This is a genomic window from Actinokineospora guangxiensis (assembly GCF_042657845.1).
Lineage (GTDB): Bacteria > Actinomycetota > Actinomycetes > Mycobacteriales > Pseudonocardiaceae > Actinokineospora > Actinokineospora guangxiensis.
Window position 1 is genome coordinate 174,826 of the sequence record NZ_JBHSKF010000011.1, and the last position, 25,772, is coordinate 200,597.

The 25,772-nt window shown below is 72.4% G+C and carries 25 protein-coding genes; 16 read left to right on the top strand and 9 right to left on the bottom strand.

Features of this window, described 5'->3' with window-relative positions; genetic code table 11:
• The gene (locus tag ACFPM7_RS20960) at positions 1-1,005 is read right to left on the bottom strand and encodes an NADP-dependent oxidoreductase (protein ID WP_378249373.1); all 1,005 of its coding nucleotides are present in this window, start codon (positions 1,003-1,005) and stop codon (positions 1-3) included.
• 145 nt (positions 1,006-1,150) lie between these two features.
• Here ACFPM7_RS20960 and argG point away from each other — a divergent pair, with 145 nt between their 5' ends.
• On the top strand, positions 1,151-2,572 hold the full coding sequence (gene argG / locus ACFPM7_RS20965; protein WP_378249374.1) for an argininosuccinate synthase: 1,422 nt from the start codon (positions 1,151-1,153) through the stop codon (positions 2,570-2,572).
• A 76-nt stretch (positions 2,573-2,648) separates the two neighbouring features.
• On the opposite strand, the gene ACFPM7_RS20970 is transcribed toward argG, so the two are convergent.
• The 3 genes from ACFPM7_RS20970 to ACFPM7_RS20980 are packed head-to-tail and all read right to left on the bottom strand — an operon-like array spanning position 2,649 to position 5,217.
• On the bottom strand, positions 2,649-3,215 hold the full coding sequence (locus tag ACFPM7_RS20970; protein ID WP_378249375.1) for an LppA family lipoprotein: 567 nt from the start codon (positions 3,213-3,215) through the stop codon (positions 2,649-2,651).
• Positions 3,215-4,924: an alpha/beta hydrolase gene (locus tag ACFPM7_RS20975; RefSeq protein ID WP_378249376.1), complete on the bottom strand. Its 1,710-nt coding sequence runs from the start codon at positions 4,922-4,924 to the stop codon at positions 3,215-3,217. Before ACFPM7_RS20975 ends, ACFPM7_RS20970 begins: the two co-directional genes overlap by 1 nt.
• Before the next feature lie 2 nt (positions 4,925-4,926).
• Positions 4,927-5,217 (bottom strand): hypothetical protein, encoded by a 291-nt coding sequence (locus tag ACFPM7_RS20980; RefSeq protein WP_378249377.1) that lies wholly within the window; start codon positions 5,215-5,217, stop codon positions 4,927-4,929.
• Positions 5,218-5,394: 177 nt separating this feature from the next.
• On the opposite strand from ACFPM7_RS20980, the gene ACFPM7_RS20985 reads away from it, so the two are divergent.
• From ACFPM7_RS20985 to ACFPM7_RS20995, 3 genes are all read left to right on the top strand, one after another.
• Positions 5,395-5,565, top strand: coding sequence for a hypothetical protein (locus ACFPM7_RS20985; protein ID WP_378249378.1), 171 nt, complete (start codon positions 5,395-5,397; stop codon positions 5,563-5,565).
• A 92-nt stretch (positions 5,566-5,657) separates the two neighbouring features.
• Positions 5,658-7,343 (top strand): BCCT family transporter, encoded by a 1,686-nt coding sequence (locus ACFPM7_RS20990; RefSeq protein ID WP_378249379.1) that lies wholly within the window; start codon positions 5,658-5,660, stop codon positions 7,341-7,343.
• A gap of 127 nt (positions 7,344-7,470) precedes the next feature.
• Positions 7,471-8,403 (top strand): dioxygenase family protein, encoded by a 933-nt coding sequence (locus tag ACFPM7_RS20995; RefSeq protein ID WP_378249380.1) that lies wholly within the window; start codon positions 7,471-7,473, stop codon positions 8,401-8,403.
• A gap of 7 nt (positions 8,404-8,410) precedes the next feature.
• Here the strand turns inward: ACFPM7_RS20995 and ACFPM7_RS21000 are convergent, their stop codons facing one another.
• Together ACFPM7_RS21000 and ACFPM7_RS21005 are read right to left on the bottom strand one after the other, a co-directional pair.
• Positions 8,411-10,624, bottom strand: a complete 2,214-nt coding sequence (locus tag ACFPM7_RS21000; RefSeq protein WP_378249381.1) for a putative bifunctional diguanylate cyclase/phosphodiesterase — start codon at positions 10,622-10,624, stop codon at positions 8,411-8,413.
• Positions 10,624-11,448: an SAM-dependent methyltransferase gene (locus ACFPM7_RS21005; protein ID WP_378249382.1), complete on the bottom strand. Its 825-nt coding sequence runs from the start codon at positions 11,446-11,448 to the stop codon at positions 10,624-10,626. The genes ACFPM7_RS21000 and ACFPM7_RS21005 overlap by 1 nt, the downstream gene beginning before the upstream one ends.
• A 176-nt stretch (positions 11,449-11,624) precedes the next feature.
• Between ACFPM7_RS21005 and ACFPM7_RS21010 the strand changes: the two genes are divergently transcribed.
• The 6 genes from ACFPM7_RS21010 (at position 11,625) to ACFPM7_RS21035 (ending at position 17,705) form a co-directional block, all read left to right on the top strand.
• Positions 11,625-12,947, top strand: a complete 1,323-nt coding sequence (locus tag ACFPM7_RS21010) for a cytochrome P450 (RefSeq protein WP_378249383.1) — start codon at positions 11,625-11,627, stop codon at positions 12,945-12,947.
• A gap of 17 nt (positions 12,948-12,964) precedes the next feature.
• Positions 12,965-13,987, top strand: a complete 1,023-nt coding sequence (locus ACFPM7_RS21015) for an alpha/beta hydrolase (protein ID WP_378249384.1) — start codon at positions 12,965-12,967, stop codon at positions 13,985-13,987.
• A 41-nt stretch (positions 13,988-14,028) separates the two neighbouring features.
• Positions 14,029-14,772, top strand: coding sequence for a class I SAM-dependent methyltransferase (locus ACFPM7_RS21020; protein ID WP_378249385.1), 744 nt, complete (start codon positions 14,029-14,031; stop codon positions 14,770-14,772).
• Positions 14,773-14,863: 91 nt separating this feature from the next.
• Positions 14,864-15,652 carry a hypothetical protein gene (locus ACFPM7_RS21025; RefSeq protein ID WP_378249386.1) on the top strand — a complete coding sequence of 263 codons (789 nt, stop codon included), beginning with the start codon at positions 14,864-14,866 and terminating at the stop codon, positions 15,650-15,652.
• Positions 15,643-16,698, top strand: a complete 1,056-nt coding sequence (locus tag ACFPM7_RS21030) for a GNAT family N-acetyltransferase (protein ID WP_378249387.1) — start codon at positions 15,643-15,645, stop codon at positions 16,696-16,698. The genes ACFPM7_RS21025 and ACFPM7_RS21030 overlap by 10 nt, the downstream gene beginning before the upstream one ends.
• Positions 16,695-17,705 carry a GNAT family N-acetyltransferase gene (locus ACFPM7_RS21035; protein WP_378249388.1) on the top strand — a complete coding sequence of 337 codons (1,011 nt, stop codon included), beginning with the start codon at positions 16,695-16,697 and terminating at the stop codon, positions 17,703-17,705. The genes ACFPM7_RS21030 and ACFPM7_RS21035 overlap by 4 nt, the downstream gene beginning before the upstream one ends.
• Before the next feature lie 136 nt (positions 17,706-17,841).
• Here ACFPM7_RS21035 and ACFPM7_RS21040 read toward each other — a convergent pair whose 3' ends face one another.
• Positions 17,842-19,167, bottom strand: a complete 1,326-nt coding sequence (locus ACFPM7_RS21040; protein WP_378249389.1) for a hypothetical protein — start codon at positions 19,165-19,167, stop codon at positions 17,842-17,844.
• Positions 19,160-19,813 carry a hypothetical protein gene (locus ACFPM7_RS21045; protein WP_378249390.1) on the bottom strand — a complete coding sequence of 218 codons (654 nt, stop codon included), beginning with the start codon at positions 19,811-19,813 and terminating at the stop codon, positions 19,160-19,162. The genes ACFPM7_RS21040 and ACFPM7_RS21045 overlap by 8 nt, the downstream gene beginning before the upstream one ends.
• Before the next feature lie 296 nt (positions 19,814-20,109).
• Between ACFPM7_RS21045 and ACFPM7_RS21050 the strand changes: the two genes are divergently transcribed.
• From ACFPM7_RS21050 to ACFPM7_RS21065, 4 genes are all read left to right on the top strand, one after another.
• Positions 20,110-20,484 carry a YybH family protein gene (locus tag ACFPM7_RS21050; protein WP_378249391.1) on the top strand — a complete coding sequence of 125 codons (375 nt, stop codon included), beginning with the start codon at positions 20,110-20,112 and terminating at the stop codon, positions 20,482-20,484.
• 103 nt (positions 20,485-20,587) lie between these two features.
• Positions 20,588-21,592: an NAD-dependent epimerase/dehydratase family protein gene (locus ACFPM7_RS21055; protein WP_378249392.1), complete on the top strand. Its 1,005-nt coding sequence runs from the start codon at positions 20,588-20,590 to the stop codon at positions 21,590-21,592.
• Positions 21,589-22,572 carry a glycosyltransferase family 2 protein gene (locus ACFPM7_RS21060; protein ID WP_378249393.1) on the top strand — a complete coding sequence of 328 codons (984 nt, stop codon included), beginning with the start codon at positions 21,589-21,591 and terminating at the stop codon, positions 22,570-22,572. The genes ACFPM7_RS21055 and ACFPM7_RS21060 overlap by 4 nt, the downstream gene beginning before the upstream one ends.
• Positions 22,569-23,786 carry an ATP-binding protein gene (locus ACFPM7_RS21065; RefSeq protein WP_378249394.1) on the top strand — a complete coding sequence of 406 codons (1,218 nt, stop codon included), beginning with the start codon at positions 22,569-22,571 and terminating at the stop codon, positions 23,784-23,786. Before ACFPM7_RS21060 ends, ACFPM7_RS21065 begins: the two co-directional genes overlap by 4 nt.
• Before the next feature lie 87 nt (positions 23,787-23,873).
• Here ACFPM7_RS21065 and ACFPM7_RS21070 read toward each other — a convergent pair whose 3' ends face one another.
• Entirely contained in the window at positions 23,874-25,025 is a 1,152-nt protein-coding gene (locus tag ACFPM7_RS21070) for a Cmx/CmrA family chloramphenicol efflux MFS transporter (protein ID WP_378249395.1), read from the bottom strand.
• Between the two features lie 268 nt (positions 25,026-25,293).
• On the opposite strand from ACFPM7_RS21070, the gene ACFPM7_RS21075 reads away from it, so the two are divergent.
• Positions 25,294-25,488, top strand: coding sequence for a hypothetical protein (locus tag ACFPM7_RS21075; RefSeq protein ID WP_378249396.1), 195 nt, complete (start codon positions 25,294-25,296; stop codon positions 25,486-25,488).
• Positions 25,489-25,562: 74 nt separating this feature from the next.
• Complete coding sequence (locus ACFPM7_RS21080) at positions 25,563-25,709, top strand: hypothetical protein (RefSeq protein WP_378249451.1); 147 nt, start codon at positions 25,563-25,565, stop codon at positions 25,707-25,709.
• Positions 25,710-25,772: the final 63 nt, after the last annotated feature.

The following is a 25,772-nucleotide window of genomic DNA, read 5'->3' on the forward strand; positions in this document are numbered from 1 at the left end:
TCACCTGACGTCGAGGACCAGCTTGCCGACGTTCTCGCCGCGGAAGAGCATGCCCAGGGTCGCCGGGAAGTCATCGATCGAGCCGGGGACCACGTGCTCCTTGAGCACGATCCGACCCTCGGAGATCCACCCGGCCAGTTCGGCGGCGGCCTCCGGGTAGCGCTTGGCGTAGTCGAAGACGATGAAGCCCTCCATGCGGCCGCGGCGGACCAGCAGGCTCAGGTAGTTCGACGGGCCGGGGGTGGGCTGGTCGGCGTTGTACTGGCTGATCGCGCCGCAGATCACCACTCGGCCGTGCATGGCGAGGTTGGCCAGGGCCGCGTCGAGGATCGTGCCGCCGACGTTGTCGAAGTAGACGTCGACGCCGTCGGGGGCGGCGGTGCGGATGGCCTTGCGGACGCCGTCGGGACCGTCGGCGCGGTAGTCGATGCCGACGTCGAAGCCCAGTTCCTCGGTGAGCAGGGCCGTCTTCTCCGGCCCGCCCGCGATGCCGATGACCCGGCAGCCCTTGACCTTGGCGATCTGGCCGACGACGCTGCCGACCGCGCCCGCCGCGCCGGAGACGACGACGGTCTCGCCTTCCTTGAGCGCGCCGACCTCCAGCAGGCCGAAGTAGGCCGTCATGCCGGGCATGCCCAGCGCGCCGAGGTAGGTCGCGGCAGGCTTGTCGACCTTGAGGGCGCCCTTGCCGTCGCTGACGGCGTACTCCTGCACGCCGAAGGTGCCGACCACGTGATCGCCGACGGCGTAGTCGGGGTGGCGCGACTCCACGACCTCGACCAGGGTCCCCGCCCGCATCACCTCATCGATGCCCACCGGCGGCAGGTAGGAGGGGCGGTCGTCCAGCCAGCCGCGCATGGCCGGGTCCAGCGACACCAGCTGGGTCCTGCCGACGAACTGCCCGTCGCCTGCCCGCGGGACGTCCACGCTGACGTGGGACCAGTCCTCGGGCTTGATCTCCCCGACGGGGCGGGCGGCGAGCCTGATCTGACGATTGTTACCCATGAGTACACCCTACTGCTCCCGCCGTGCGACGGCGTTCCCACGCGCGGGCCCACGCGGGGGCAGCCGTCCCACGGGGTGGGAGGGGCGTCCGCTTGGCGCCACCCGCGTGCCGGGGGTCCCGCGCGCGCTCCCTACCATTGCCCGCATGTCGAAGGTCCTCAGTGAACTCCCGGTCGGCGAGCGCGTGGGAATCGCGTTCTCCGGCGGACTGGACACCTCCGTCGCCGTCGCCTGGATGCGCGAGCGCGGAGCCGTCCCCTACGCCTACACCGCCGACGTGGGCCAGTACGACGAACCGGACCTCGACGACGTCCCGGGCCGAGCGGTCGCCTACGGCGCCGAGAAAGCGCGGCTCATCGATTGCCGCTCCGCGCTGGTCGAGGAGGGGCTCGCGGCGCTGACCTGCGGGGCGTTCCACATCCGCACGGCGGGCAACACCTACTTCAACACCACCCCGCTCGGCCGCGCCGTCGTCGGCACGCTGCTGGTGCGGGCGATGCGCGACGACGACGTCTTCATCTGGGGCGACGGGTCGACCTTCAAGGGCAACGACATCGAGCGCTTCTACCGCTACGGCCTGCTCGCCAACCCGAGCCTGCGCATCTACAAGCCCTGGCTGGACCGCGCGTTCGTGGAGGAGCTGGGCGGGCGGCAGGAGATGTCGGTCTGGCTGGAGCAGCACGACCTGCCCTACCGCGACTCCGCCGAGAAGGCGTACTCCACCGACGCCAACATCTGGGGCGCCACCCACGAGGCCAAGCGCCTGGAGCACCTGGACACGTCCATGGAGATCGTCACCCCGATCATGGGCGTGGCGTTCTGGGACCCGGCGGTGGAGATCGCGGCCGAGGACGTCGCCGTCACCTTCGAGCACGGCAGGCCGGTCGCGATCAACGGCACCCGGTTCGACTCCCCCGTCGACCTCGTGCACGAGGCGAACACCGTCGGCGGGCGCCACGGCCTCGGCATGTCCGACCAGATCGAGAACCGCATCATCGAGGCCAAGAGCCGCGGCATCTACGAGGCCCCCGGCATGGCCCTGCTGCACATCGCCTACGAGCGCCTGGTCAACGCGATCCACAACGAGGACACGATCGCGATGTACCACAACGAGGGCCGCAAGCTGGGCAGGCTCCTGTACGAGGGCCGCTGGTTCGACCCGCAGGCGCTGATGCTGCGCGAGAGCATGCAGCGCTGGATCGGCTACCCGGTCAGCGGCACCGTGACCCTGCGCCTGCGCCGCGGCCAGGACTTCTCGCTGCTCGACACCCAGGGCCCGCACCTGAGCTACCACCCCGAGAAGCTGTCGATGGAGCGCAGCCAGGACCCCGCGTTCAGCCCGGACGACCGCATCGGCCAGCTCACCATGCGCAACCTGGACATCGCCGACTCGCGCGCCAAGCTGGAGCAGTACGGCGGCCACGGCCAGCTCAGCGCCTGGGACAACCTCATCGGCGAACTGGCCCCCGGCGGCGCCGCCGCCATCGCCACCGGCGACGTCGACCCGGACGGCCTGGTCGAGGCCGACTCGCTGGACCTCGCGGCGATGGAGTTCGGCACGGACTAGGGAGTTGCGCACCCCTCTCGGCCTGGGCAGGCGAGGGGGGTGCGGCCCGCCGGGACGGCCAGGCCTGCCGGGTGGCTCAGGCGGGCTCGCCGCGGTCCTTGGCCGTCTTCGTCAGGTGGCAGCCGGTGCTGAGGCTGAGGGTGGTGTTGGCGGCGGTGCCGAAGAGGAGTTCCGCGCCGAACCCGTCCTTGAGGGAGACCTCGTGGTCGCCGGGCCGGTCGACCACCACCGAGGGCGTCCCGAAGCCCTGCGCGCCCGCGGTCGCCGCCACGCGGGAGACGGCGGCCTGCCACGTGGCGTCCGGCAGGTTGCCCGGGGAGATGCCCGAGGTGAAGCGGCGGATCTCGCCGTCGGCGCCCAGGTCGGGGAACTCCGCGCCGCAGGCCGATCCCGGCGGGGTCGAGGAGGCGGGCTGCCACGGGGCTATGCCGAACTCGGCGACCAGCTCGCCGCGGAGGGTCTCCAGCAGCGCCAGGTAGGTGCTCTGCGCCTCGTCGATGTCCGGGCGCTGGGCCAGGGTGGCGTACTGCTCGCTGCGGTCCACGGACCCCTCTTTCGGTTCGGCGCCCGACCCGCAGGCGGCGCACAGGACGGCGGTCAGGCCGGCGACCAGGATGGCGCCGACGGCGGCACGGGCGCGCATCAGTACGTGCCCGGCACCGGCCACGACAGGATGTCGCCGAAGCCGCGGCCGTCGTCGGCCACCACCCGGTCGGGCATGCCGCCCACGATGACGCTCAGGTTGTACTGGCTGGTGCTGGAGTCGTCCATGTAGGCACTATGCCCTGTGGACTCGGTGAGCTGCCTGCCGTCGGGCAGCGTGGTCTCGCGCGCGGAGGCGTGGCCCATGCCGTCCATGTGGCTGGGGTCGATGCCGAAGTAGCCGAAGTCGCCGACGGCGTCGTTGCGGGCCTCGATGTAGTAGGAGTTCCCCGTCGGCACGTTGATGTTCTGGACGTCGCTGGTGCCCAGGCCCGGCGAGCCGAAGAACACCGCGCTGTCGACGCCGGTGTTCTGCTGCAGGGCGATCCCGGTCGTGGTGGAGCCGTAGGAGTGGCCCAGCGCGGTCAAGTTCGGGTCGACGTCGCGGCTGGCGTCGATGCCGTTGAGGAACGGCGCCAGCGACTCCGCGCCGCGCTGGGCGGCGTTGTCGCTCAGGACCGTGGTGGAGTCGAACAGCACGCCGCCGACGCTGAGCTGCGGGGCCTGGTAGCCGATCCAGGTCACCGTCGCCACGGACCCGCCGTCGCCGTAGCGGCGCAGCTCCTCCTCGGTGCGGAACTGGAGCTGGGCCATGCTGTTGTCGTAGCCGCCCATGCTGCCGTTGACGGTGGAGGTCAGGCCGGGGGTGAACACGGCCACGTGGTCTGCGGTGTCGACGTTGCCCACGGCGATGGCGGCCTCGGCGCGCTCGCTGCCCATGTCGAGCAGCAGCAGCTGCCGCTCACCGGGGCGGGCCAGCGTCTCCTCGATGCGGTCGAGGGACTCCAGCTTGGCGTTGACGGCGTCGAGTTCGGCGTCGGCGCTGGTGAACAGCCCGCCGAACCAGTTGTCGTCCAGATCCGCCTGCAACTCGTCGCGGCGGGCTTCCAGGGCGGCGCGCTCGATGTCGATGCGGGCGCGGTTGGCCTCGTCGCGGGCCGCGCCGGGCACGCCGTCGAGGTTGCCGATCCACTCCGGGTTCTGGTCGATGATCTGCTGGCGCTCGGCTTCCGACAGCGAGTCCCACCAGCCCGCGTTGTCGAACGGGGAGCCGCCCTCCGGCGGGCCGATGGTGGACAGCCCGCCCTGGCGCGCGCCCGCGTCGAGCGCGGCCTGCAGCGAGGTCGCGCCCTCGTCGCCGATCTCGCCGCGCTCGGCGGCGCGCAGCACGGCGGCCAGGTCGGCGTCGATGTCGGCGCCGCGGCGCACGGCCTGCTCGACGCGGTCCACCAGCTCGCGCATGACGCGCTCGCGCTCGCGGAAATAGTCATCGATGTGGTTGGGGTCGTGGACGGTGGTCGGCGCGTTGTCCACCACCGTGCCGTCCGGGCGGATGACGAAGTGGTGGCGCTGGGCGATGTCGTCGGTCTCGCGCACGGCGTGCAGCAGCGCCTCGACGGCGTCGGAGGCCTCGGCGACGCCGCGGCGCACCGCGCCCGCCGAGGCGACCAGCAGTTCCATCCGGTTCTGCAGGCGGTCGCGCTCCCCGCGCGCGGAGTCCGCGGCCGAGCCGGTCCAGCCCGCGGGCACGCCCGCGGCGGCCAGCTCGTCGCTGAGGCCGACAAGTTCCTCGCAGCGGCGGTTGAGGTCGGTGACGGCTCCGTCGAGCGGGGCGAACTGCCAGGTGCGGATGTCGCCGTAGGTGGGCACCGCTACCTCACCGCCTGGAAGTCGGTGACGGCGTCGGACTCGGCTCCGGCGTAATCGTCGGCGGCGCCGGAGACGTCGGCGGCGTAGGCCGCGGCGTCCTCGCTCCAGGAGCGCACCGTGCGCGCCCACACGCCCGCCAGCGCGGTCGCCGCCGCCCCGGCCTGCCCGCCGGGCATGGCGGCGGGGATGTCGTCGACCTCCGTGCCCAGCTCGACCCGGCCCGCGGCCTCGGCCGCCTCGCCCGCGGCCCGCGCCGCCGCCCGCAGCGCCTCGATCTCCACCTCGTAGCCCACGCGGCCGAGCGTAGTGCGGCGGTTCGTCAATGATCCACCGATTCGGATGATTCCTCGCCAAAGTGCCGGGGTCACGGAGAGTAGTCGGTTTACTCGTCCACTGAGGACTCGTTTCAGCAGGTCAGCGCCGTGGTACGTGACTCGGCACACGCACCCCGTCCCCCCGTGGAGCCAGCCATGACCACGCAGCAGCACGAGGCCCGCATCCTTCGGATCACCGCGACCGCCCGCCACGCCACCCTGCCCATCGATGACGTCGAGTACGAGGACTTCTGCGAGTGCCGCTGCCACCTGCTGCGCGGAACCCACACCGCGGGCCAGTGCGTCACGCTTTCCGCTGCGTCCTGATCTCGATTCGGACTACTACCAGTTGATCCTGTTTGCCCCGGTTAGGCTGCGTCCTGCTCACAGTATGACCAGGCAATCGGGAGGATCTTGACGTGACCCGCGGTAGTGCACGACCCCAAGCACAGCCCCCAGAGCAATCCCCAGAGCGGTCCCCAACGCGCAAATCAGTCCACGGCCGGGTGTTCTACCCCGCAGCCGCGATCGCACTGGCGTTCGTGGTCATCACCGTCGCCTCGCCATCGTCCATGGACGGTGGCGTGGCGGCGGTGTCGTCCTGGATCGTCAGCAATTTCGGCTGGTACTACACCGTCCTGGTCAGTCTGTTCGTCCTCTTCGCGGTGTGGATGGGCGTCAGCCACTTCGGAGACATCAAGCTCGGCGCCGACGACGACGAGCCGGAGTTCAGCCGGGGATCGTGGTTCTCGATGCTGTTCGCCGCGGGCATGGGCATCGGCCTGGTGTTCTGGGGAGTCGCCGAGCCGCTGAACCACTTCGCGGGCATCCCCAACCGCGCGACGGGGATCGAGGCGGCCGACGGGCAGGGCGCGCAGGGTGCGCTGGTGCAAACGTTCCTGCACTGGGGCCTGCACCCGTGGGCGATCTACGTGGTGGTCGGTCTGGCGGTGGCGTACGCGGTGCACCGGCGCAAGCGGCCGGTGTCGATCCGGTGGGCGCTGGAGCCCATCCTCGGCCGCCGGGTGCACGGCTGGCTCGGCGACCTGATCGACATCACCGCCGTGATCGGCACCCTCTTCGGCGTGGCGACCTCGCTGGGTCTCGGTGTGGCGCAGATCGCCGCGGGCCTGGACTTCATCGACGTGGTCAGCGATCCCGGCAACGTCACCATGGTCATCCTCATCGGTGTGATCACCCTGATCGCGATGGGGTCGGTGGTCTCCGGGGTGAAGAAGGGCATCAAGTGGCTCTCCAACGCCAACATCGGGTTGGCCGCGGCGTTGATGATCTTCGTGCTGGTGACGGGTCCGACGCTGTTCATCCTGCGTGACTTCATCCAGTCGATCGGCCTCTACCTGCAGAGCTTCCTGCAGATGAGCTTCAGCACCACGGCCTTCCAGGGTGCTGACGGCGAGGCGTGGCAGGGCTACTGGACGGCGTTCTACTGGGGATGGTGGATCTCCTGGGCGCCGTTCGTCGGCGTGTTCATCGCCCGCATCTCCAAGGGCCGCACGGTGCGCGAGTTCGTCGCCGCCGTGCTGCTGGTGCCGACGCTGGTGAGTTTCCTGTGGTTCTCGGTGTTCGGCGGCGCGGGCCTGTTCCGGCAGCTGTTCGGCGGGGGCGGCCTGGTCGGCGCCGACGCCGAGGGCAACGCCACCGTCGACTCCAACGCGGCGCTGTTCACCCTGCTCGACGGGCTGCCCGGCGGCTCGATCATCGTCGGCGTGGCGATCGTGCTGGTGGTGCTGTTCTTCGTCACCTCATCGGACTCCGGGTCGCTCGTGGTGGACATGCTCGCCTCCGGCGGCGACGAGAACCCACCGGTGTGGAGCCGCATCTTCTGGTCGTCGGCCGAAGGGCTGGTGGCCATCGCCCTCGTCCTCGCGGGCGGCTTGAGCGCGCTGCAGGGCGTGGCGATCGCCATCGCGCTGCCGTTCAGCCTGGTGATGATCGGAATGTGCGTGGCGACGATCAAGGTGTTCGCCCGGGAGCGCAAGACCATGGTTCGCGCGCAGCGCAAGATCCAGCGCGAGGAGCTGACCGCGCAAGTCACGAAGTCGCTGGTGGACGACGGGCTCGTGGAACCGGCCAAGCGGCCCTAGGCAGCGGGGTGGCCCGCGCCCGCGCGGGCCACCCTGTGCCCCCGCTGTGAATCCTGTGCGCCCGGTGCGAATACCGGGCCCGCTCGGCGGAGCCGACCTACGGTGGACGCGGGGACAGGAGGAACACATGGGACGCACGTTCGAGGGCAGGCCGCTGCCCCGCCCCGGCGACGAGGTCGTCGACCAGGGGCTGGCGTTCGACATCGGCACGCTGATGAGCAGGCGCCGCACACTGCGACTGCTCGGCATCGGGGCCGCCGCGGGCCTGGCCGCGTGCTCGACCGCGGGCACCGGCCAGACCAGCACACCGACGAGCGCGCCCGCGCGGGCGGCCGGTGAGATCCCGGAGGAGACCGCGGGGCCCTACCCCGGCGACGGCTCCAATGGCCCGGACGTGCTGGAGCAGAGCGGGGTCGTGCGCCGTGACATCAGGACCAGCTTCGGCGACGCGTCCGGGACGGCGGAGGGCGTCGCACTGACGCTGACCCTCACGGTCACCGACCTGGCAGCGGGCACGGCGTTCGCCGGCGCCGCCGTCTACGTGTGGCACTGCACGCGCGAGGGCGGCTACTCCCTCTACAGCGAGGGGATCGAGTCGGAGAACTACCTGCGCGGCGTGCAGGTGGCCGACGCGGCGGGCCGGGTCACCTTCACCACGGTCTTCCCCGGCTGCTACGACGGCCGGTGGCCGCACATCCACTTCGAGGTCTACCCCGACGAGTCCTCGATCACCGACTCGGCCAATGCCATCGCCACCTCGCAGGTGGCGCTGCCCCAGGAGACCTGCGCGCAGGTCTACGCCGAGCCCGGCTACGAGTCCTCGGTGTCCAACCTCGCCAGGGTCAGCCTCGACGGCGACAACGTCTTCGGCGACGACGGCGGCGCGCTGCAACTGGCCACCATGACCGGAGACCCCGCCGCGGGCTTCACCGCCACGCTTGCGGTCGGCGTCGACACCACGACCGCACCGGGCGGGAGCGGACCCGTCGGTGGGCCCGGCGGAGGTGGGCCCGGCGGACCTGGTGGAAGTGGGCCGGGCGGGCCGCCGCCCTCACGCTGAGCAGCCGCTACCGCGCGGCGAGCAGCGTGGCCATCCGGTCCTGGGTGACGGGCACGCCCGCGGCGCGGCCCGCGACCAGGTCGGCGCCGCCGCGGTGCCACCAGGCGGCGTGGGCCGGGGTGTGCACGCCGTCGGCGACGACGGTGATCCCCTGCTCGCGCAGTGCGGCGCCGAGAGTCGTCAGCGCGGTGAGGACCGGGGAGGCGTGATCGGCCTCCGCGCGCTGGCGCACGAGGGTCGGCGAGAGCCAGGCGGCGTCAACGCTGAGGTCGATGAGCGCGGCGACGTCGCCCGCGGCCATGCCGAAGCCGCGCACCGCGGTGCGCGCGCCGCGGTCGGCGAGCACCCGCAGGCTCTCGCGGGCGGCGCGGGCGTCGGTGAGGGCGCGGGCGGGGAAGCCCACCTCCAGGGCGTCGGCGGGCAGGCCGCTCTCGGTCAGCGCGGCGACGACGCGCAGCACCAGGTCGGCGTCGCGGGCCTGGTCGGCGTCCAGCTCGACGGCCAGGCGCAGGTCGCGGCCGAGCTGCCTGCGCCACCAGTGCACCTGGGCGCAGCCGCGGGCGAGCAGCCACTGGCCGAGGCGGTGCACGAGGCCGGTGTCCTCGGCCAGCTCCACGCAGCGGCGGTGGTCGAGCCTGCCGTGCTCGGGGTGCTCCCAGCGCAGCTGCGCCTCCACGGCGACTATCCCGCCGACGCCGGTCTCCAGGCCGTTGCCTCCCGGACCGTCCGCCCGCGCGGCGCCCAGCAAGGCGGCGACCGGCCGGTAGACGACCTCGATCTCGCCGTCCTCCCACGCGCCGGGCATGGCCGCGGCCAGGGCGAAGCGGCGGCGGTCGGACTCGGCGGCCTCCGGATGCCACAGCTCCCACTGGCCGTGGCCGCCCGCCTTCGCGCGGCGCAGCGCGAGGTCGGCGGCGCCCAGCAGGGACACCGGGTCGCTGCCGCGGGCCGGGCGGTGGACGATGCCGGTGCTCACCGACAGGCCGATCCCGTGCCCGTCGACGAAGTGCGGTTCGGCCATCGTCTCGCCGATGGCCGCGACGGCGGCGACCGGCTCCGGGGTGGCGGGCGAGTTGACCACCAGGACGGCGAACTCGACGGTGCCGAGGCGGGCGACCGTCGCCTGTTCGTCGGAGAACAGCGCGGTCAGGCGGTCGGCGACCGCGCGCAGGACGTTCTCGGCGACGCTGTGGCCCAGCCCGTCGCGCACGACGGCGAACGCGTCGATGTCTACGCGGTAGAGGGTGACGCCCAGGTCGGGGTCGGCGCGGCGCAGGCTCGTCTCCACCTGCGTGGTGAAGAACTGCCGGTTGGGCAGGCCGGTGAGCACGTCGTGCAGCGCCTGACGGCTCAACTCGCTCTGCAGCAGCATGACCTCGGTGCTGTCCTCGACCACGGTGACGAAGTGCGCCGTGCGCTCGTCCTCGCCAGGCATGTTGCCCGGCAGCACGTTCGCGGTCAGCGTGATCCACGCGGTGTCCTCGTCGGCGCGGGACAGGCGCAGGACCTGCTTGACCCGCTCCACCTCGCCTGCGGCCAGCGCGGTGTACTCGGCGCGCAGCTGCTCGGCGGTGTCGGGCTGGACGAACTCGAAGAGCGCGCGGCCCGCGAGCTCGGCCTCGCCGAGGCCGACGATCGCGGCGAAGGCGGCGTTGACGCGCTCGAAGCGGCCGTCCAGGTCGGTGACCGCGATGCCGCTGGGCGAGCTGCCCGCCACGGTCTCGAAGCGCGCCTCGCTGAGCGCCAGGCTGCCCTTGGCATCGCGGAAAGCCTTGAGCAGCGCGAGCTTGGTGCGCTCCTGCTGCTCGAAGACCGCGGTGCGGGCGGCGTCGAGGTAGCCGCCGCACAGCGCGGCGAGCGCGGTCGCCACGCGCTCGGCCGGGCGGTCCGCGGCGCGCACGGCGGCAAGGCCCGCGACGCCACGGCCCAGGGCTTCCAGCGACAGGCGCAGCGCCTCGGCGCTGGTGCAGTTGAGGTCGAGCAGGCGCTTGCCCGCCCGCGCGGCCCGGTCGAGGTCGGCATCGCCGGTGAGCACCACCGCCACGACGTCGTCGGCGACTCCGGCGAGCTGCTGCACCAGTTCCTCCGGCGTCGTCGGCACGTACACGGTGCCCGCGAGCCGGTAGGCCCAGGCCCGGGTCATGGCCCGCAGTCGCGCGGCGTCGTCCCCCGGGGCCGGATCGACCGGCTCCGGGTTCCTGCCCGCGGACGAGGACGGCATCAGCCCGTCTTGCGTCCCACGCCCGCGTAGATCACGGTGTTCGCCTCGGGGTCGTCGGCGACGGCGCCGGGGCCGTCGGGCCGCCACAGCCCGGCGCCCACGACACCGGGCTCGACGAGGTCCAGTCCGGCGAACAGGCCGACAACCTCGTCGTAGCCGCGATAGGTGAGCGAGTCTCGGGCCTGGCTGCGCTTCACCAGACCGCGCATCTCCTCGACCGTGCCGGTGCTCTCGTCGGTCTCGGTGACGTGGGAGATGGCGACCATGCTGCCCGGCGCGAGCCGGTCGATGTAGCCGGCCAGCAGGCGGTGCGGGTCGGCGTCGTCGGGAACCCAGTGCAGCACCAGCAACATCAGCACGCCGATGGGCTCCTCGAAGTCGAGCAGCCCTCGCACAGCGGGGGCGTCCAGCACCGACGCCACATCGCGCAGGTCGGCCTGCGCGGCGACTGCGCGGTCGTCGCCCATCAGCAGCAGTTCGCTGTGGGCCACGGCGATCGGGTCCTTGTCGACGTAGGCGACCCGGCACTCGGGCACGGCCGCCTGCGCGATCTCGTGGACGTTGCCCACGGTCGGGATGCCCGCGCCGACGTCGAGGAACTGGCGCACGCCGTCGGCGACCATCGCGCGCACCGCCCTGGCCATGAACGCCCGGTTGACCCTGGCCATGTGGCGGGAACCGGGGAGCGCCTTCTCCACCTGCTCGGCGAAGGCGCGGTCGACGGCGAAGTTGTGCGCGCCGCCGAGGAGGAAGTCGTAGGTGCGGGCGACGTTGGGCACGGAGGTGTCCACGTCCTGGGGAACCCAGTCTTGCTGCTGAGTCACGAGACCCACCTCATCGCGGGGGAACGGCAGAGGGGAGGACGGCAGACATGCTACCGATCCATTCACGCCGCCCATTGGACCATCAGGGTGACTCACTCACTCGACCGGGTGTAATCCGATCTTGGTCACTCGATCGGCACTACTGTGGTTATCCCCCACCACCGAGGAGTTCTCCGATGCCGACCGTCCCGGTCGTGCCCGGCCGCTGGCCACTGCTAGGCCACACCCCCTCCCTGCTGTGGCAGCGATTACGCTTCACCGCCGGGCTCGCCGGCCGCGGCCGCGTCGTCAAAGTCTACATAGGACATCTCCCGGTCTACGCCGTCACAACCGCTGACCTGGCACAACAGGTCATGACCGAACTGAGCGGCAAGTTCGAGAAGGGAGCGATGTTCGACAAGTTCCGACCGTACTTCGGCAACGGGCTGGTCATGTCCAACGGCGCCGTCCACCTGCGCCAGCGCAGGCTCGTGCAGCCCGCCTTCCACCGCGAGCGGATCAGCGGGTACGCCGAGGTCATGCGCCGCGTCGCCGAGGACGCCATCGGCCGGTGGCGGCCCGGCGAGGTGCGCGCGACCGATGACGACATGCAGGCCGTGGCCACCGCCGTCGTCGCGGGCACGCTGTTCTCCTCCGGCCTGTCGCCGGAGCGCGCCGACCAGCTGCGCCGCTGGATACCGGTGGTGATCCAGCAGGGACTCGTGCGCGCGATGGTGCCGCAAGCGTTGCAGCGCCTGCCCATTGCCGCCAACCGCCGCTTCGACGAGGCGGTGCGGTCACTGCGCTCGCTCGTGCAGGACCTCGTCGCCACCCGCCGCGCCGACGGCGCCGACCACGGCGACCTGCTGTCGATGCTGGTCATGGCCCGCGACGAGGACACCGGCGAGGGCATGACCGACGAACAGGTCTACGACGAGGTGGTCAACCTCCTCACCGCGGGCATCGAGACCACGGCGCTGGCGATGGCCTGGCTCTTCCACGAACTCGGGGCCAACCCGGCGGTCGAGGAGCGCGTGCTCGCCGAGATCGATGAGGTTCTCTCAGACAAACCCGCCACGCTGCAAGGAATCCAGCAACTCGGCTACACCGGGCAGGTCGTGGATGAGGTGCTGCGGCGCTACCCGGTGTGGCTGCTCATGCGCCGCACCACCGAGGAAGTCGAACTCGACGGCGTGCGGCTGCCCGCGGGCACCGAGGTCGCCTTCAGCCCGCACGCCATCCACCACGATCCGCGCTACCACCCCGATCCCCACCGCTTCGACCCCGACCGCTTCTCCCCCGAGCGCGTCGCCGCCATGCCCCGCGAGGCCTACCTGCCCTTCGCGGGCGGCACCCGCCGCTGCGTCGGCGCCGCGTTCGCGCGCACCGAGGTGCTCGTCGTGACGGCGACGGTGCTGCGCCGGTACCGGCTCGCGCCGGTGCCGGGCAAGCCGGTCGGCCAGCGCGTCACCGGGGCGCCCTACCCCACCAGGCTCCCCATGACGGTCGTTCCCCGCTGATCCCAGGAAGGAAAGCCTTGTCCATCCGCCCCCGTCCTCGGCTGGCCGCGCTCGCCCTCACCCTGCTCGGGGTGGGGCTGGTCATCGCCCCGATGCAGGCCCAGGCCGCCGAGATCACCTGCCGGTCGGTGTTCACTCCCGTCACCCTCGCAGGCGCCCGCCACTCGCTGCACGGCACGCTGTGCGTCCCCGACGGCGCGACCACCGTCCAGATCCTCATCCCCGGCTCGTCCTACAACAGCTCCTACTGGGACTTCCCCTACTCCCCCGGCACCCGCTCGTTCCGGCTCGCCATGAACGAGGCGGGCATCGCCACCATGGCCGTCGACCGGCTGGGCACCGGCCGCAGCAGCAGGCCGCCGAGCCTGGCGGTGACCGCCTTCACCCAGGCGGGCACCATCCACCAGCTGGTCACCGCGCTGCGCGCGGGCCAGGGCACGCCCCAGTTCGAGAAGGTCCTGCTCGGCGGGCACTCGCTCGGCTCGGCGATCGCCATCATCGAGGCGGGCACCTACCGCGACGTCGACGGCGTCCTGGTCACCGGGCTGACCCACCTGCCCAACGCGACCGGGCTGCTGCCGGTGCTCTCGTCGCTGATCCCCGCCGCCCTCGACCCGAAGTTCGCGGGCAAGGTCACCGACCTCGGCTACCTGACGACGCGGTCGGACACCCGCTACCGCGCGTTCCACTTCCCCGGGGCCCGGCTGGCCCCCGTGGTCGCCGCCGACGAGGCCACCAAGGACGTCTTCAGCGCGGGCGAGATCGTCGACGGCGCGCTGATCGGCTCGGTCAGCCCGTACTCGCTGCTGATCGACGCGCCGGTCATGCTCGCCATGGGCCAGGACCCGACCGGCTGCGGGCTGCTCTCGGCCGACTGCTCCACCGCCGAGCGCCTGCGCCTGAGCGAAGCGCCGTACTACTCCCGGGCGGCACGGCTGCACACCTTCGTGCTGACCGACTTCGGCCACTCGATCAACCTCGCCCCGAACGCGCCGCGCTACCAGCAGGCGGTGGTGGACTGGGTCGACAAGGTCGCCTAAATCGGTGGACAGGTCCCCCGGCCGCGCAGGATGGTCGGGGGATGCGCCAAGACGAGATCTGGGACGCCGACACCGCACAGCGCTACGACACCCCGGGCATCGGCATGTTCGCCCCCGAGGTGCTCGGCCCGACCGTGGACCGCCTGGTCGAGCTGGCGGGGGGCGGCCCGGTGCTGGAGTTCGCCGTCGGCACCGGCCGGGTCGCCGTCCCCCTCGCCGAGCGCGGTGTCCCGGTGACCGGTCTGGAGCTGTCGCGGCCGATGGTCGAGCGGCTGCGCGAGAAGGCCGACGAGTCGGCCGTCCCCGTGGTCATCGGCGACATGGCCACGGCCACGGTGCCCGGCGAGTTCTCCCTGGTGTACCTGGTCTTCAACACAATCTCGAACCTGCTCACCCAGGACGAGCAGGTCGCCTGCTTCGGCAACGCTGCCCGCCACCTCGCCCCCGGCGGCCGGTTCGTGGTCGAGCTGGGCGTGCCCGACCTGCGCGTCCTGCCGCCGGGGCAGCGGGCGGCGGTCTTCGCCGCCGAGGCGGGCTACCTCGGCGTCGACACCTACGACCCGGTGCGCCAGCACCTGGTGTCGCACCACTTCACCTACGGCGAGGGCCGCGAGGCCCGGCTCGGCCGCAGCCCGCACCGCTACGTCTGGCCCGCCGAGCTGGACCTGATGGGCAGGCTCGCGGGCTTCGAGCTGGAGTCCCGGCACGCCGACTGGAGCGGCGCGGAGTTCACCGCCGAGTCCACCTCGCATGTGTCCGTCTATCGGATGCCCGCGGCCGGGTAGCTGCGCCGCCGGTTGTAACGGCTCTAGGCCGACCGGCCCTTTCACCTGCGGGAACCATGACCTTCCTGGCATCGGATGGCACACTCCGGCCGTGCGGAACCGGGTGCGTGCGGAGCTGTGGCGGCGGGGCTACCTGCGGGTGGTGCGCTCGTCGTTCGCCACTGTGCCCCTGTACCGCGAGCTGTGGGCGCTGAGCGGGCGCACCGACCCCGTCCTGGTGCCCGGACGCACCGGCGTCGACGGGGGCGCGGTCCGGCCGCGGGACCTGGCCGGGCGGGCGGGCGACCTGGTGCCGCTGGCGGGCGGGTCCGCCGAGATCGACCCGCTGCGCGGGCTCGGTCCGGTGCTCGCCGAGCACGTCGGGCTCGGCTGCGGGGCGCTGGTCGTGGTGGTCGACCCCGCCGTGCCGAGAGCGCCGCTGGACCTGTGCGAGGGCGTTCGCTCCTGCGTGCTCGACCCGAACGGCCTGGCCGGGCCCTACGCGGGCGTGCTCGACGAGGTGGCCAACCACCTGCGCCGCGCCGACCGGGTCGTCGTGGTGGGCGGCGACAAGGCGCTGGAGCAGTTCACCGCCGCACTGCCCGAGGCCCTGGCGCACCGGGCGGTCCGCGTCCCCGTTCGCGGGCCGGAGGACCTGGCCGCGCCGGTCGGGGCGCACGCGCTCATCGCGCACCCCCTGCTCGGCGTGCTGGGCGCGCTCGGCAGCTGCGGGCGCTGGCACGTCGACCACCAGCGGGTCCACCTGCGCACGACACCCGCGGGCCCGGCTTGGACGCTGCTGCGGCAGCGCTCGCCGCGGCTGGTGGACGTCCTGGCGGGCCAGGGACGGCTGGAGTGGTGCCCGCGGCACGGGACACCGGTGGTCGAACCGTGGCGCTGACCGCCCTGGTCCACGACCCGAGGACCGACGGCGAGCCCGACGGCTGGGCCGCGTTCACCGCCCGGCGCGGGCTGCACTCGGTGTGGGACTACGGGCTCATGCGGCTGGAGGCGTGGCTGGCCCGCAACCCGGCCGTGCTCGGCGTCGTGCGCGACGGCGACCGGATCGCCGCGGCGGCGACGGTGCTGATCTGTCGCCCGCGCTGGACCCGCCGCTTCGCCGACGCGCCCGGCGGTCGCAGGCCCGGCTGGGCCGAGGTCTACATGCCGTGGCTCTCCGGCTACCCGGCGATCGTGTTCGACCCCGACCTGACCGCGGAGGGCAGGCGCGCCGCCGTGCGCGCCTTCGAGAGGGCCGTGCTGCGCCACGTCGGCCCCGGGCTGCTCGGCATCGCCTACCGGTCGGTCGACGCCGAGACCGCGGCCGCGGTGAGCAGGCCGCTGGGCCGCACCTGGCGCACCGACCCGACCACGGTCCTGGCGAACGCGTGGCCCTCGGAGGACGGCTGGCTGGCCGGGCTGAGCAAGGAGCGGCGCACCAGCATCCGCCGCTACGCCCGCAAGATCGACCGCGACCCGACCCTGGAGGTCCGCGAGGGCTGGGGCCGCGCCGACGCCGACCCGCACGAGCTGGCCGCGCTGATCAACCGCCACCGCGCCCGGCTGGGCATCGCCCGCAGCGATCCCCGGACCGAGGTGGCGGGCGCCTTCCTCGCCGAGTTCGTGCGCAGGCCCGACGTCCGCCTGCTCACCTACCGCGACGCCGACGGCGCCCTGCTGGCCGCCAACACCCTGCTCGACCACCCGAGCAGCACCGTCCTCCAGCACTGGGCGGCCCGCCCGCCCGCCGAGGGCGGCAGGCACAACCTGTACTTCGACTGCTACCTGCGCTGCGTCCGCCACCTGGTCTCGGCTGGGCGCGCGGAGCTGACCTCGGGCCGGGGGCTGCTTGAGGTGAAGACGTCTTTGGGGTTCAGCACGCGCGAGCTGCACACCGTCGCGGTTCCCCGGCCCGCTGTCGGCAGCCTCGGAAGGAGCCCCAGATGATCGACGCCGGGCCCGTCACCGCGGAGGTGCTCGACCCGCGCACCGACCCTGAGCCGTCGTACTGGGGCGACCTGCGCTCGCGGGCCGGTCTGCGTGCGGACTGGGCGTGGTCGGTGCTGCGGGTCCAGTCGTGGAGCGACCGCTGTCCGCACCTGGTGACGGTGCTGCACGGTGATGACGGGCCCGTTGGTGTGGTGAACGCGGGCTGGTTGGGGCTGCCCGGGCGCTGGCGCGGGTTCCTGCCGGTGGGCGCGAAGCCCCGTCTGGGTGCTCTGCACGTGCGGGGGCCGGGTAGCAGCGCGGTTCCCGGCTGGTGGGTGCCGGGTGGTGTGCGCACGCTGCTGGACTACCAGCGCACCATGCGGGCTGAACTGGGCGCGGGTTGCCTGGGGGCGGTCCTGCGCCAGGTGACGCCCGCCGAGCTGTCCGAACTGGATGATCGGGTGCTGCTTTCCCGCCTGACCGAGCCGATCTGGCGGGTCGACACGGCCGAGATGTCCGATGTCGACGATTGGCTGCGAACGCTGGACAAGAAGCGGCGCAGCAACCTGCGGGTGATCGGCCGCAAGCTCGCCGACCGGGTCGCGGTGACGATCGGTCCCGCCGACTCCTCCACCCCGGCCGAGATCACCGAGCTGCTGCGCGGCAACAACGCCAAGTACCAGGGTGTGCTGCACAATCCGGTTCCGCAGTTGACGGGGTATGTCGAGGAGTTGACGTCTCAGGCGGATGTGGTGACGTTCCGGTACACCGATCCTGACAGCGGGCGGCTGTTGGGCATCGGGATTCTCATGGACCATCCTGAGCTGCCGGTGTGGCGGACTTGGGCGATGGTTCCGGTGGAGGAGGGCGGGGTGCGGGACCTGTACTTCCTGCACATCACCCGGCTGATCGAGTGGGTGACCGCGCACCGGCGGCCCGCGCTGCTGCTGGGCAAGGGGAAGGGCAGGCTGAAGTCGTCGGTGGGGGCGACCTCGATCGAGCAGTACGCCGCGCTGGTGCGGTGAGGGTGGCCCGGCCGGGGATCGCTGGGCGGGTGGGCGGGTCCGATGGGGTGGAGTCGTTTCGGCGGGACCCCTACGACGAATCGCCGCGGCGTGAGACGAGGCGTGCGGCCGGCAAGCCGGTCTCACGCACGCCAGTTCAGCGGCGGTTCTTCTCCCCCACTGAAACGACTCCACCCCATCGGACGGTTGGCAGCGGGGCGTCGCGTTGGGTGGGTGGCGGTGGGGTGCGGGAGAGGTGGGTGCGTAGCCAGGTCGCCTTGGCGGCCAGGCCGACCACGAGGGCCGTCATCGCGCCGACCGCGCCGAGCACCGGAATCGCGACCACGGCCGCGGCGGCGGTCGCGACGAGCCCGGCCGCCGCCGCGGAGCCGGTCGTGCGCAGGGCCGCTCCGGTGGTGTTCTCCAGGAGGTACACCGCGTAGACGATCGCGGCGAAGGCGGTCATCTCGACCAGGGTCACCGCGGCGAGGGCCACGAGGTTCGCGCCGAGGGAGTGGACCGCGGGTGGGCCGCCGTTGGTCCAGGCGATGAGGGCGGTGGTCGCAACGGCAAGTACGGCGGAGGTGGTCACGGCGACCGCGATGCCGCTGATGGTGCGAGCGGTGGCGCGGCCGGAGCGGCCCGCGGTGCCGCGTAGGCGCAGGGAAGTGGCGGGTTGGGCGATGCGCAGGAGGAGCACGACCAGGCCGCCGAGAGTCGCCGAGGCCAGCAGGGCCAGGTAGACCATGGCGACGTCTTCGGGGACGACCAAGGCGGCCAGCAGCACGTAGAGCACCGAGATCGATGCGGAGTCGGCGACGTCGGTCACCGCGGCCAAGGCGGCGCGGCGGGTCAGGGAGTGACCGAGGCCCGCTCTGGCGCGTGCGGGCCTGGTGCGCAGGGCGGGCAGCAGCGCCGCCAGCACCGCGCACGCGGTGGCGACTCCGCCGACGAGGACCAACAGGTACGCGTAGGGCTCGAAGACCCCGACGACCGCGAGCCCCGTCGCGGCGACCACGTGCAGGGCCAGTGCGCCGAACGCGGCGGTGTCACGGACGGGGTGGCCGTTCATGCGGTGGGTTGAGGCCAGCGCGGACAGCAGGCCCTGGCCGGACAGGTAGACCGCGCCCAGCCCGTACATCGCGGGCTGGCCGCCGACCGGCGCGAGTGCGGCGGCGGCCAGCGCGGCGACGGCCACCGGGGCCGCCGCGCGGGCCAGGAGCGCGCGGGTCGACTGGTGGGCCAGTCGCCTGGTCCTGGGGACCGAGGTGAGGATCGTCTTCTCCGCGCCCATCGCCACGAACAGCAGGACCGCGAAGGGGGCGGTGGCCGCGACGTACTCGCCGAAGCGCTCGGCGCCCCACGCGGGCAGCAGCACCACCGCCGAGAGCGCGATGCAGGCCCGCGCCGTGCCGCGCCCCGCGATCACCCGCAGGACGTCGGCGCGGCGGGGCCACCGCCCGCCGGGGCAGGGCTCAGCCACCCGCCCGGACGTTCTCCGGCTCGCGCTCGGCCCGCGTGTCGGCGGGCTCGGCGGGCTTCGGGGACTTGCGGCCGACGAGCCTGCGCCAGAAGCGGTCCGGCAGGGTCAGCACCAGGACGGCGAGCACGACGTGCACCCCGATGAAGACGAACGCCTCGTTCTTGGTCAGCTCGTGCCCGACCCGGACGGTCATGTGGTCGGCCCAGGACCAGACCTCGGGAATCGGCGTCCACTTCGGGTCGGTGTGCGGGTTGATCGTCAGGTACGCCAGGTCCTCGAGGCCGGACAGCTGCAGCAGGATGCAGGCGTAGCCCAGGCGCCGCGCCATGCCGCCGGAGCCGCCGCCGAGCCGCCAGGCCAGCACGAAGGCCAGGATGAGGAACGGCGTCAGCATCAGGACCAGGTAGTAGACACCCTCGCCGAAGAAGATCTTCGGGACGAAGTAGGTGAAGTACACCAGGAAGCAGATCGGGATCGCCGCGAGCGCGATGACCCGCCGCACCCCGGCGGACAGGTTCGCCGCGGCGATCGCCTCGACGGCGAGCACGAACGGCACGAGCTTGGCGAGGAACACCCAGATGTTGGGCAGCTCCTTCTCGTGCGGGAACCCGAAGTACACACCGGCCGCCGCGGCGAACGCCGCCACGGCGAGGATGATAAATGTCCGGTGTGTTCGGAATGCGGACTGCTCGACGGCCATGAACGCTCCAGGAAATCTCTCTCTTTACCCACCCGTCCGGGCATCGTAGCCACCCAGGGGCCACAGGGAAGCCGGTTCGGCGGAGTGGAGCAGCGCGTCAGGTCCATTCGGCCGCTGTTCCCAGATTTCGGCGCATAACCGGGATTATTTGCCCGAGGTGAACTATTGGTCACACAAGATCGGAGGCGTATGGTCACCCGCCGACCGGCGACAGGTAATTCTGAAACGGTGAAGGAAGGTCCTTGAACTCCGAAACGGACCCGCAGGCGGCCATCGACGCGCACCTGGCCGCCGTCGTCGGGCGCGACCTCGCCGCCTACGCGGCCTCGCTGCACCCCGACGTCACGGTGGTGATCCCCAGCGGCCGGGTGATGACCGGCGCCGCCGAGGTCATCGCCTTCCACGAGACGTGGTTCACCGAGGTGGAGTGGACATACGAGGTCGAACACCGGCGCAGCGTCACCGCGGCGGGCTCGGCGGTGCGGGTGGTCGACGTGACCTACACCGACGCGCCCGGGGCCGCCCCGTCGAGGTTCACGATGGGGCTGACATTCGTCCAGGAGGGCAGTCGATGGCTGCTCATCCACGACCAGTGCACCCTGCTCCGTTCGGAGTAGTTCCCAATAACGGGCATTTGAGTTGTTCAACGCTCTTTCCCGACACCTTCCCGATTGTTACAGTCCGGGCACTTCGCGCCGTTGGGGAAAGGGCGACGCAACGATGGATAGCGTTCTCATCACGGGGATTGCCGGGTTCCTGGGCAGTCACGTAGCGGATTGGTTGCTTACCCACGGCTACCACGTCCGCGGTATCGACAACATGATCGATGGATTCAAGGAAAACGTTCCCGACGGAGTCGACTTCCGCGTGGCGGACTGCCGCGACGCGAGCGAGTACGAGGACATGCTCGACGGGGTCGAGATCGTTTTCCACTGCGCGGCCGCGCCCTATGAGGGCCTGTCCGTGTTCGCGCCGTACCTGGTGAACGAGCACACCACCGGGGCCACGGTCGCGATGCTGTCCGCATCGGTGCGCAACGGCGTGCGGCGCTTCGTGCACTGCTCGTCCATGTCGCGCTACGGCGCGCTCGTCCCACCGTTCACCGAAGACATGCGCCCGGAACCCCTGACGCCGTACGGAATCGCGAAGTACGCGGCGGACTTGCAGGTCCAGGCCATCGCCGGGGTGCACGGCATGGAGCACAACATCGCGGTGCCGCACAACATCATCGGCCCGCGCCAGCGCTTTGACGACCCGTACCGCAACGTCGCCGCCATCATGATCAACCGGGTGCTGCGCGGGCTGCCGCCGGTGATCTACGGCGACGGCAGCCAGCTGCGCTGCTTCAGCTTCGTCTCCGACGTGGTGTCCTGCCTGACCAAGCTGGCCACCGACCCGGACATCACCGGGGAGATCGTCAACGTCGGCCCGGACGAGGGCACGGTCAGCGTGCTGGAGCTGGCGCAGACCATCTGCGACATCGTCGGCGTCGACTGCGACCCGGTCTTCATGCCCGCGCGGCCGCTGGAGGTGCACCACGCCACGTGCAGCTCCGACAAGGCGCGCAAGCTGCTCGGCTATCGCACCGAGGTCGGGTTGCGGCAGGGCCTCTCGGAGATGGTCGAGTGGATCTCGCTCAAGGGTCCCCGGGAGTTCGAGTACAACCTGGACCTGGAGATCGTCAACCACCTGACGCCGACAACGTGGTCCCAGAGGCTGATGTGAGCGGGTTGACCGCGATCGTCCCCTGCTACAACGAGGGCGCCCAGGTCGACCTCGCCTACCGCGAGGTGTGCGAGGCGCTCGGGACGGTCGAGGACCTGGAGCTGCTGTTCATCGATGACGGCAGCCGCGACGACACCCTGGAGCGGATCAGGCGCATCGCCGCGGCCGACCCCCGGGTGCACTACGTGTCCTTCGCCCGCAACTTCGGCCTGCCCGCCGCGGTCACCGCGGGCTTCCGGTACGCGGCGCGGCCGTGGGCGGTGCAGCTCGACGCGGACATGCAGTTCCCGGCGGGCGAGACCTGGAAGCTGCTGGACACCGCCGCCGAGGGCTACGACGTGGTGTTCGGCGTGCGCGCCGACCGCAAGGACTCGGCCCTGCGGCGCCTCGGCGCGGCAGGTGCGCACTGGGTCGCGCGCAAGGTGCTGAAGGTGGAGGTGCCGCAGGGCGCGACATCGTTTCGGGTCGTGCGCACCGAGGTCGGGCGCACGGTCGTCAACCTGCCGACCGGCAACTCGCACTTCGTCGCCAAGGCCCCGCACGTCGGGGCCCGGTGCGCGACGGTGCCGGTGGCCCACCGCGAGCGCTCGGCGGGCACGTCGAAGTTCCGGCTCGGGCGGCTGGCCGGGGACGCCTTCGAGCTGTGGTTCGGGTTCTCGTGGCGGCCGCTGAACGCGGTGTACCTGCTCGCCGCGCTGGCCGCCTTCGCCGCGGTGCTGCTCTCGGTGCTGGGCATCGTCGGCGCGGTGGGCGCGACCGCGCTGCTGGTGACCGCGCTGCTGGTCTCGGCGTCGGCCGTGGTCGGCGTGGCCGTTGTCGGGCGGTACCTGTTCCGGCGCATGATGGACGTGCGGCCCCGGCGGATCTACTACGTGCGGGAGGCGAACATCCCGGTGTCCGATGAGGACATGCTCGACCACGGCGTGCCCGCTCCCCCGCCGCCGAGGCGGACGACGGGCGCGACGGCGGTGCTCCGGTGAGCGCCGGGGAGCTGCTCGTCCTCGGCGCGGGCGAGGAGCAGGTGGTCCTCTACCAGGAGGCCCGCCGCCGCGGCCTGCGGACCGTGGCGGTGGACATGCGCGCCGACCGGCCGGGCATCCCGCTGGCCGACGAGTTCCTGCCGATCTCCACCACCGACCACGCGGGGATCGCGCAAGCGCTTGCCGGCAGGCCGATCGCGGGCGTGGTGTCCACCGCCGCCGACACCTGCCTGGAGTCCTGGCACCGCCTGTCCGTCCATTTCGGAACTCCGTGGCCGTATCCAGCGGCCGCGGCGGCGGCATCGATGGACAAGGCGGCCTTCCACCGGGTCGCGGCGGCCGCGGGCGTGCCGTCCTACCGGTGGGCGCAGTCCGAGGACCTGGCCTCGCTGGCCGACGCGGTGCGCGGCTTCCGGTTCCCGGTGGTGGTCAAGCCGACCGACGCCTCCGGTGGCCGCGGCGTCACGGGCGTGCCGGACGAGGCGGGCCTCGACGCCGCGCTGCGCCACGCCGCCCAGCTCTCCCCGAGCGGTCAGGTGATCGTGGAGGAGTTCGTCGAGGGCGTGAACTACACGGTCAACGTGTTCATGTCCGGCGGCGAGGTCGCGCTCAGCGTGATCACGGTCAAGGACGTCCTGCCGGGGCCGGGCTTCCTCATCGGCGGGCACACCGCGCCCGCGCCGCTGGCCCCGGAGGCCACCGAGGAGATGACCCGCGAGGCGCGCGAGCTGTGCCGGGCCTTCGACCTGCACGACGGTCCCGCCAACTTCGACGTCGTGGTCGCCCCGGACGGCACCCGCTACGTGCTCGAAGTCGGCGCCCGCATGTCCGGCAACGGCTTCCCGCGCCTGGTGTCCGCCCTGGCCGGGGTCGACGTGGTGGCCGCGCTGGTCGGCCTGGCGATCGGCGAGCCCGTCGCCATCGCCCCCCGGCACTGGCGGCCGACGCGGCTGCACGTGCTCACCTCCCCGCTGCACGGACCGGGCGAGTTCGTCGGCGCGCCGGGGCTCGACGCGGTGGCCGCCCTGCCGGACGTGACGTCGGTGGAGCTGTTCGTCAAACCCGGCGACCCCGTCCAGCCGTTCACCGAGGCCGGTCGCAAGCTCGGCTGGGTGGTCGTCAGCGCCGAGGACGCGAGCGGCCTCGACGCGCGCGTCGCCGAGGTCGTCGCCGCGCTCGGCCTGGACGTCAAGGCGCCGATGACGGTCGCGTAGCCAGTCGCTTCACCGCGGTCCCGCCCATCCCGGCGACGGGTGGGCGGGACCGCTTGCCGTTCCAGCACGCCCCACCGCCCGCCTGATCTACGCCGTCGGGGTGTGGTCCGCGACGAGCCCGCGCGCCGCCACCGCGACCGCGAGGGCCGCCAGCACCAGCAGGGCGCTCACCCACAGCGGGCCGAGGTCGCCGAGGCGGGCGTGCGCCACGGCCCCGGCGAGAGGGCCTGCCGTCGCGCCGGCGTTGAGCGCGGCCGTGGCGTAGGCGCCGGCCATCGTCGGGGCCGCCGACGCCGCGTACAGCACGCGGGTGATCAGCGTGCTGCCCACGGCGAACGACAGCGCGCCCAGGGCGAACACGGCGGCGAGCAGCGCGGCCGGGTTCCCGGCCAGCGCCGCCGCCGCGCACCAGGCCGCGACCAGCAGCGGCCCGCCGACCGCGACGACCCGCCACGGCCGCTGGTCGGCGAGTCGACCGGCCAGCGCGACGCCGAGGAACGAGCCTGCGCCGAAGAGCACCATCGCCACGGGCACCCACAGCTCGCCCAGCCCGGCCGGCCCGGTGACCACGGGGGCGAGGAAGGTGAAGCCCGCGAAGGTCCCCGCGTTCACCAGCGCGCCCAGCAGCATCGCGACCAGCAGGCCGGGCCGCCCGAGCGGGGCGAGTTCCGCGCGCAGGCCGGGATTCCCCCGCCCGCCCGTGGAGCGGACCCCGGCGACGACACCGATGGCGGCGGGCACGCACAAGGCGGCCACGGCCCAGAACGCCGCGCGCCAGCCGAAGACCGCGCCGAGCAGCGATCCGCCGGGGACACCGGCGATCATCGCCGCCGTCGTCCCCGCCAGCAGCACGGCGAGGGCGCGTCCCCTGCGCTCGGGGACCATCGCCGCCGCCGCGGTGAGACCGACGGCGAGGAAGCCCGCGTAGGCGAGCGCGGCCACGACCCGGGTGCCCACCAGCACCCCGAAGCCGGTCGTCACCGCGCCGACGACGTGGGCGGCGGCGAACACGAGCAGGAAGCCGAGCAGGCAGCGGCGTTCGGACCGGCCGCGGGCGAAGGCGGCCACCAGCGGCGCGCCGACGACCATCCCGACGGCGAACGCCGAGGTGAGCAGACCGGCCGACGCCACCGTCACCGCCAGGTCGGCGGCGATGTCCGGCAGCAGACCGGCGAGCATGAACTCCGAGGTGCCCATCGCGAAGACGGCGACGGCGAGCAGGTAGAGCGGGAAAGGCATGTGAGTCGCTCCGAGGCGAGGAGAGGCGGGGAAGGCGTCTCGTCACCGCGGTCAGCCCACGGGCGCGCTCGACCGGCCGCGGGAGCGCGGCGGGAGGTCAGGGGTGCTGGGGGCTGACGGCGTGACCGAAAGCCCCCGACTCGTCCGCCTCGGGGCTCGACATGCGCCCACCCTATCCCCGGATACCGAGCACGGTCACGGGGATTAACCGGACACCCGAGCGGGCACAAGAAGGGCACGCCGCACCGCCGATCCCCAGGAGCCCACCATGCGACCCCGCACCGACGCCCCGATGGCCCCCCTGCTGTCCGGCATCGCCGAGAACACCCGCACCGAGCGCGCCCGCGCCGCGCGCACCATCGCCGTCCACGCCCGCGACGCCGACGAACTCCGCGACCTCCTCGCCATGCTCGGCCTCACCCCGCACGACGCCGCGGCCGTCCGGGGCGAATCGGCCGCATAGCCCAGTTTCGCCCGATCACCGCAGAGGTACGTCGCAGGAAGACGAGAAACCGAGGAGGAAACACCATGCCGTGGGTGGAGAGCCATCGCCGCCGGGTCCCGGGCAGCTTTTTCCGCAGGACCACCGTCCGCAGGCACTACCGCCTGCCCGCCGGACTCCCGATCATCCCCATCGTCGCCGTCGCCGTCGTGCTGATCGTGATCCTCGCGCTGGTCTTCTAGCCCGGAGCCAAAGCGGCCGGAGTCCACTTGGAACGGTGGACTCCCACGGCCGGACCCGAGCGC

What these genes read in the sequence shown, in the direction of transcription:
- ACFPM7_RS20960 (WP_378249373.1), bottom strand. Translation starts at nt 1,005, where the DNA reads ATGGGTAACAATCGTCAGATCAGGCTCGCCGCCCGCCCCGTCGGGGAG.
- argG (WP_378249374.1), top strand. Translation starts at nt 1,151, where the DNA reads ATGTCGAAGGTCCTCAGTGAACTCCCGGTCGGCGAGCGCGTGGGAATC.
- ACFPM7_RS20970 (WP_378249375.1), bottom strand. Translation starts at nt 3,215, where the DNA reads ATGCGCGCCCGTGCCGCCGTCGGCGCCATCCTGGTCGCCGGCCTGACC.
- ACFPM7_RS20985 (WP_378249378.1), top strand. Translation starts at nt 5,395, where the DNA reads ATGACCACGCAGCAGCACGAGGCCCGCATCCTTCGGATCACCGCGACC.
- ACFPM7_RS20995 (WP_378249380.1), top strand. Translation starts at nt 7,471, where the DNA reads ATGGGACGCACGTTCGAGGGCAGGCCGCTGCCCCGCCCCGGCGACGAG.
- ACFPM7_RS21000 (WP_378249381.1), bottom strand. Translation starts at nt 10,624, where the DNA reads ATGCCGTCCTCGTCCGCGGGCAGGAACCCGGAGCCGGTCGATCCGGCC.
- ACFPM7_RS21010 (WP_378249383.1), top strand. Translation starts at nt 11,625, where the DNA reads ATGCCGACCGTCCCGGTCGTGCCCGGCCGCTGGCCACTGCTAGGCCAC.
- ACFPM7_RS21020 (WP_378249385.1), top strand. Translation starts at nt 14,029, where the DNA reads ATGCGCCAAGACGAGATCTGGGACGCCGACACCGCACAGCGCTACGAC.
- ACFPM7_RS21035 (WP_378249388.1), top strand. Translation starts at nt 16,695, where the DNA reads ATGATCGACGCCGGGCCCGTCACCGCGGAGGTGCTCGACCCGCGCACC.
- ACFPM7_RS21055 (WP_378249392.1), top strand. Translation starts at nt 20,588, where the DNA reads ATGGATAGCGTTCTCATCACGGGGATTGCCGGGTTCCTGGGCAGTCAC.
- ACFPM7_RS21070 (WP_378249395.1), bottom strand. Translation starts at nt 25,025, where the DNA reads ATGCCTTTCCCGCTCTACCTGCTCGCCGTCGCCGTCTTCGCGATGGGC.
- ACFPM7_RS21075 (WP_378249396.1), top strand. Translation starts at nt 25,294, where the DNA reads ATGCGACCCCGCACCGACGCCCCGATGGCCCCCCTGCTGTCCGGCATC.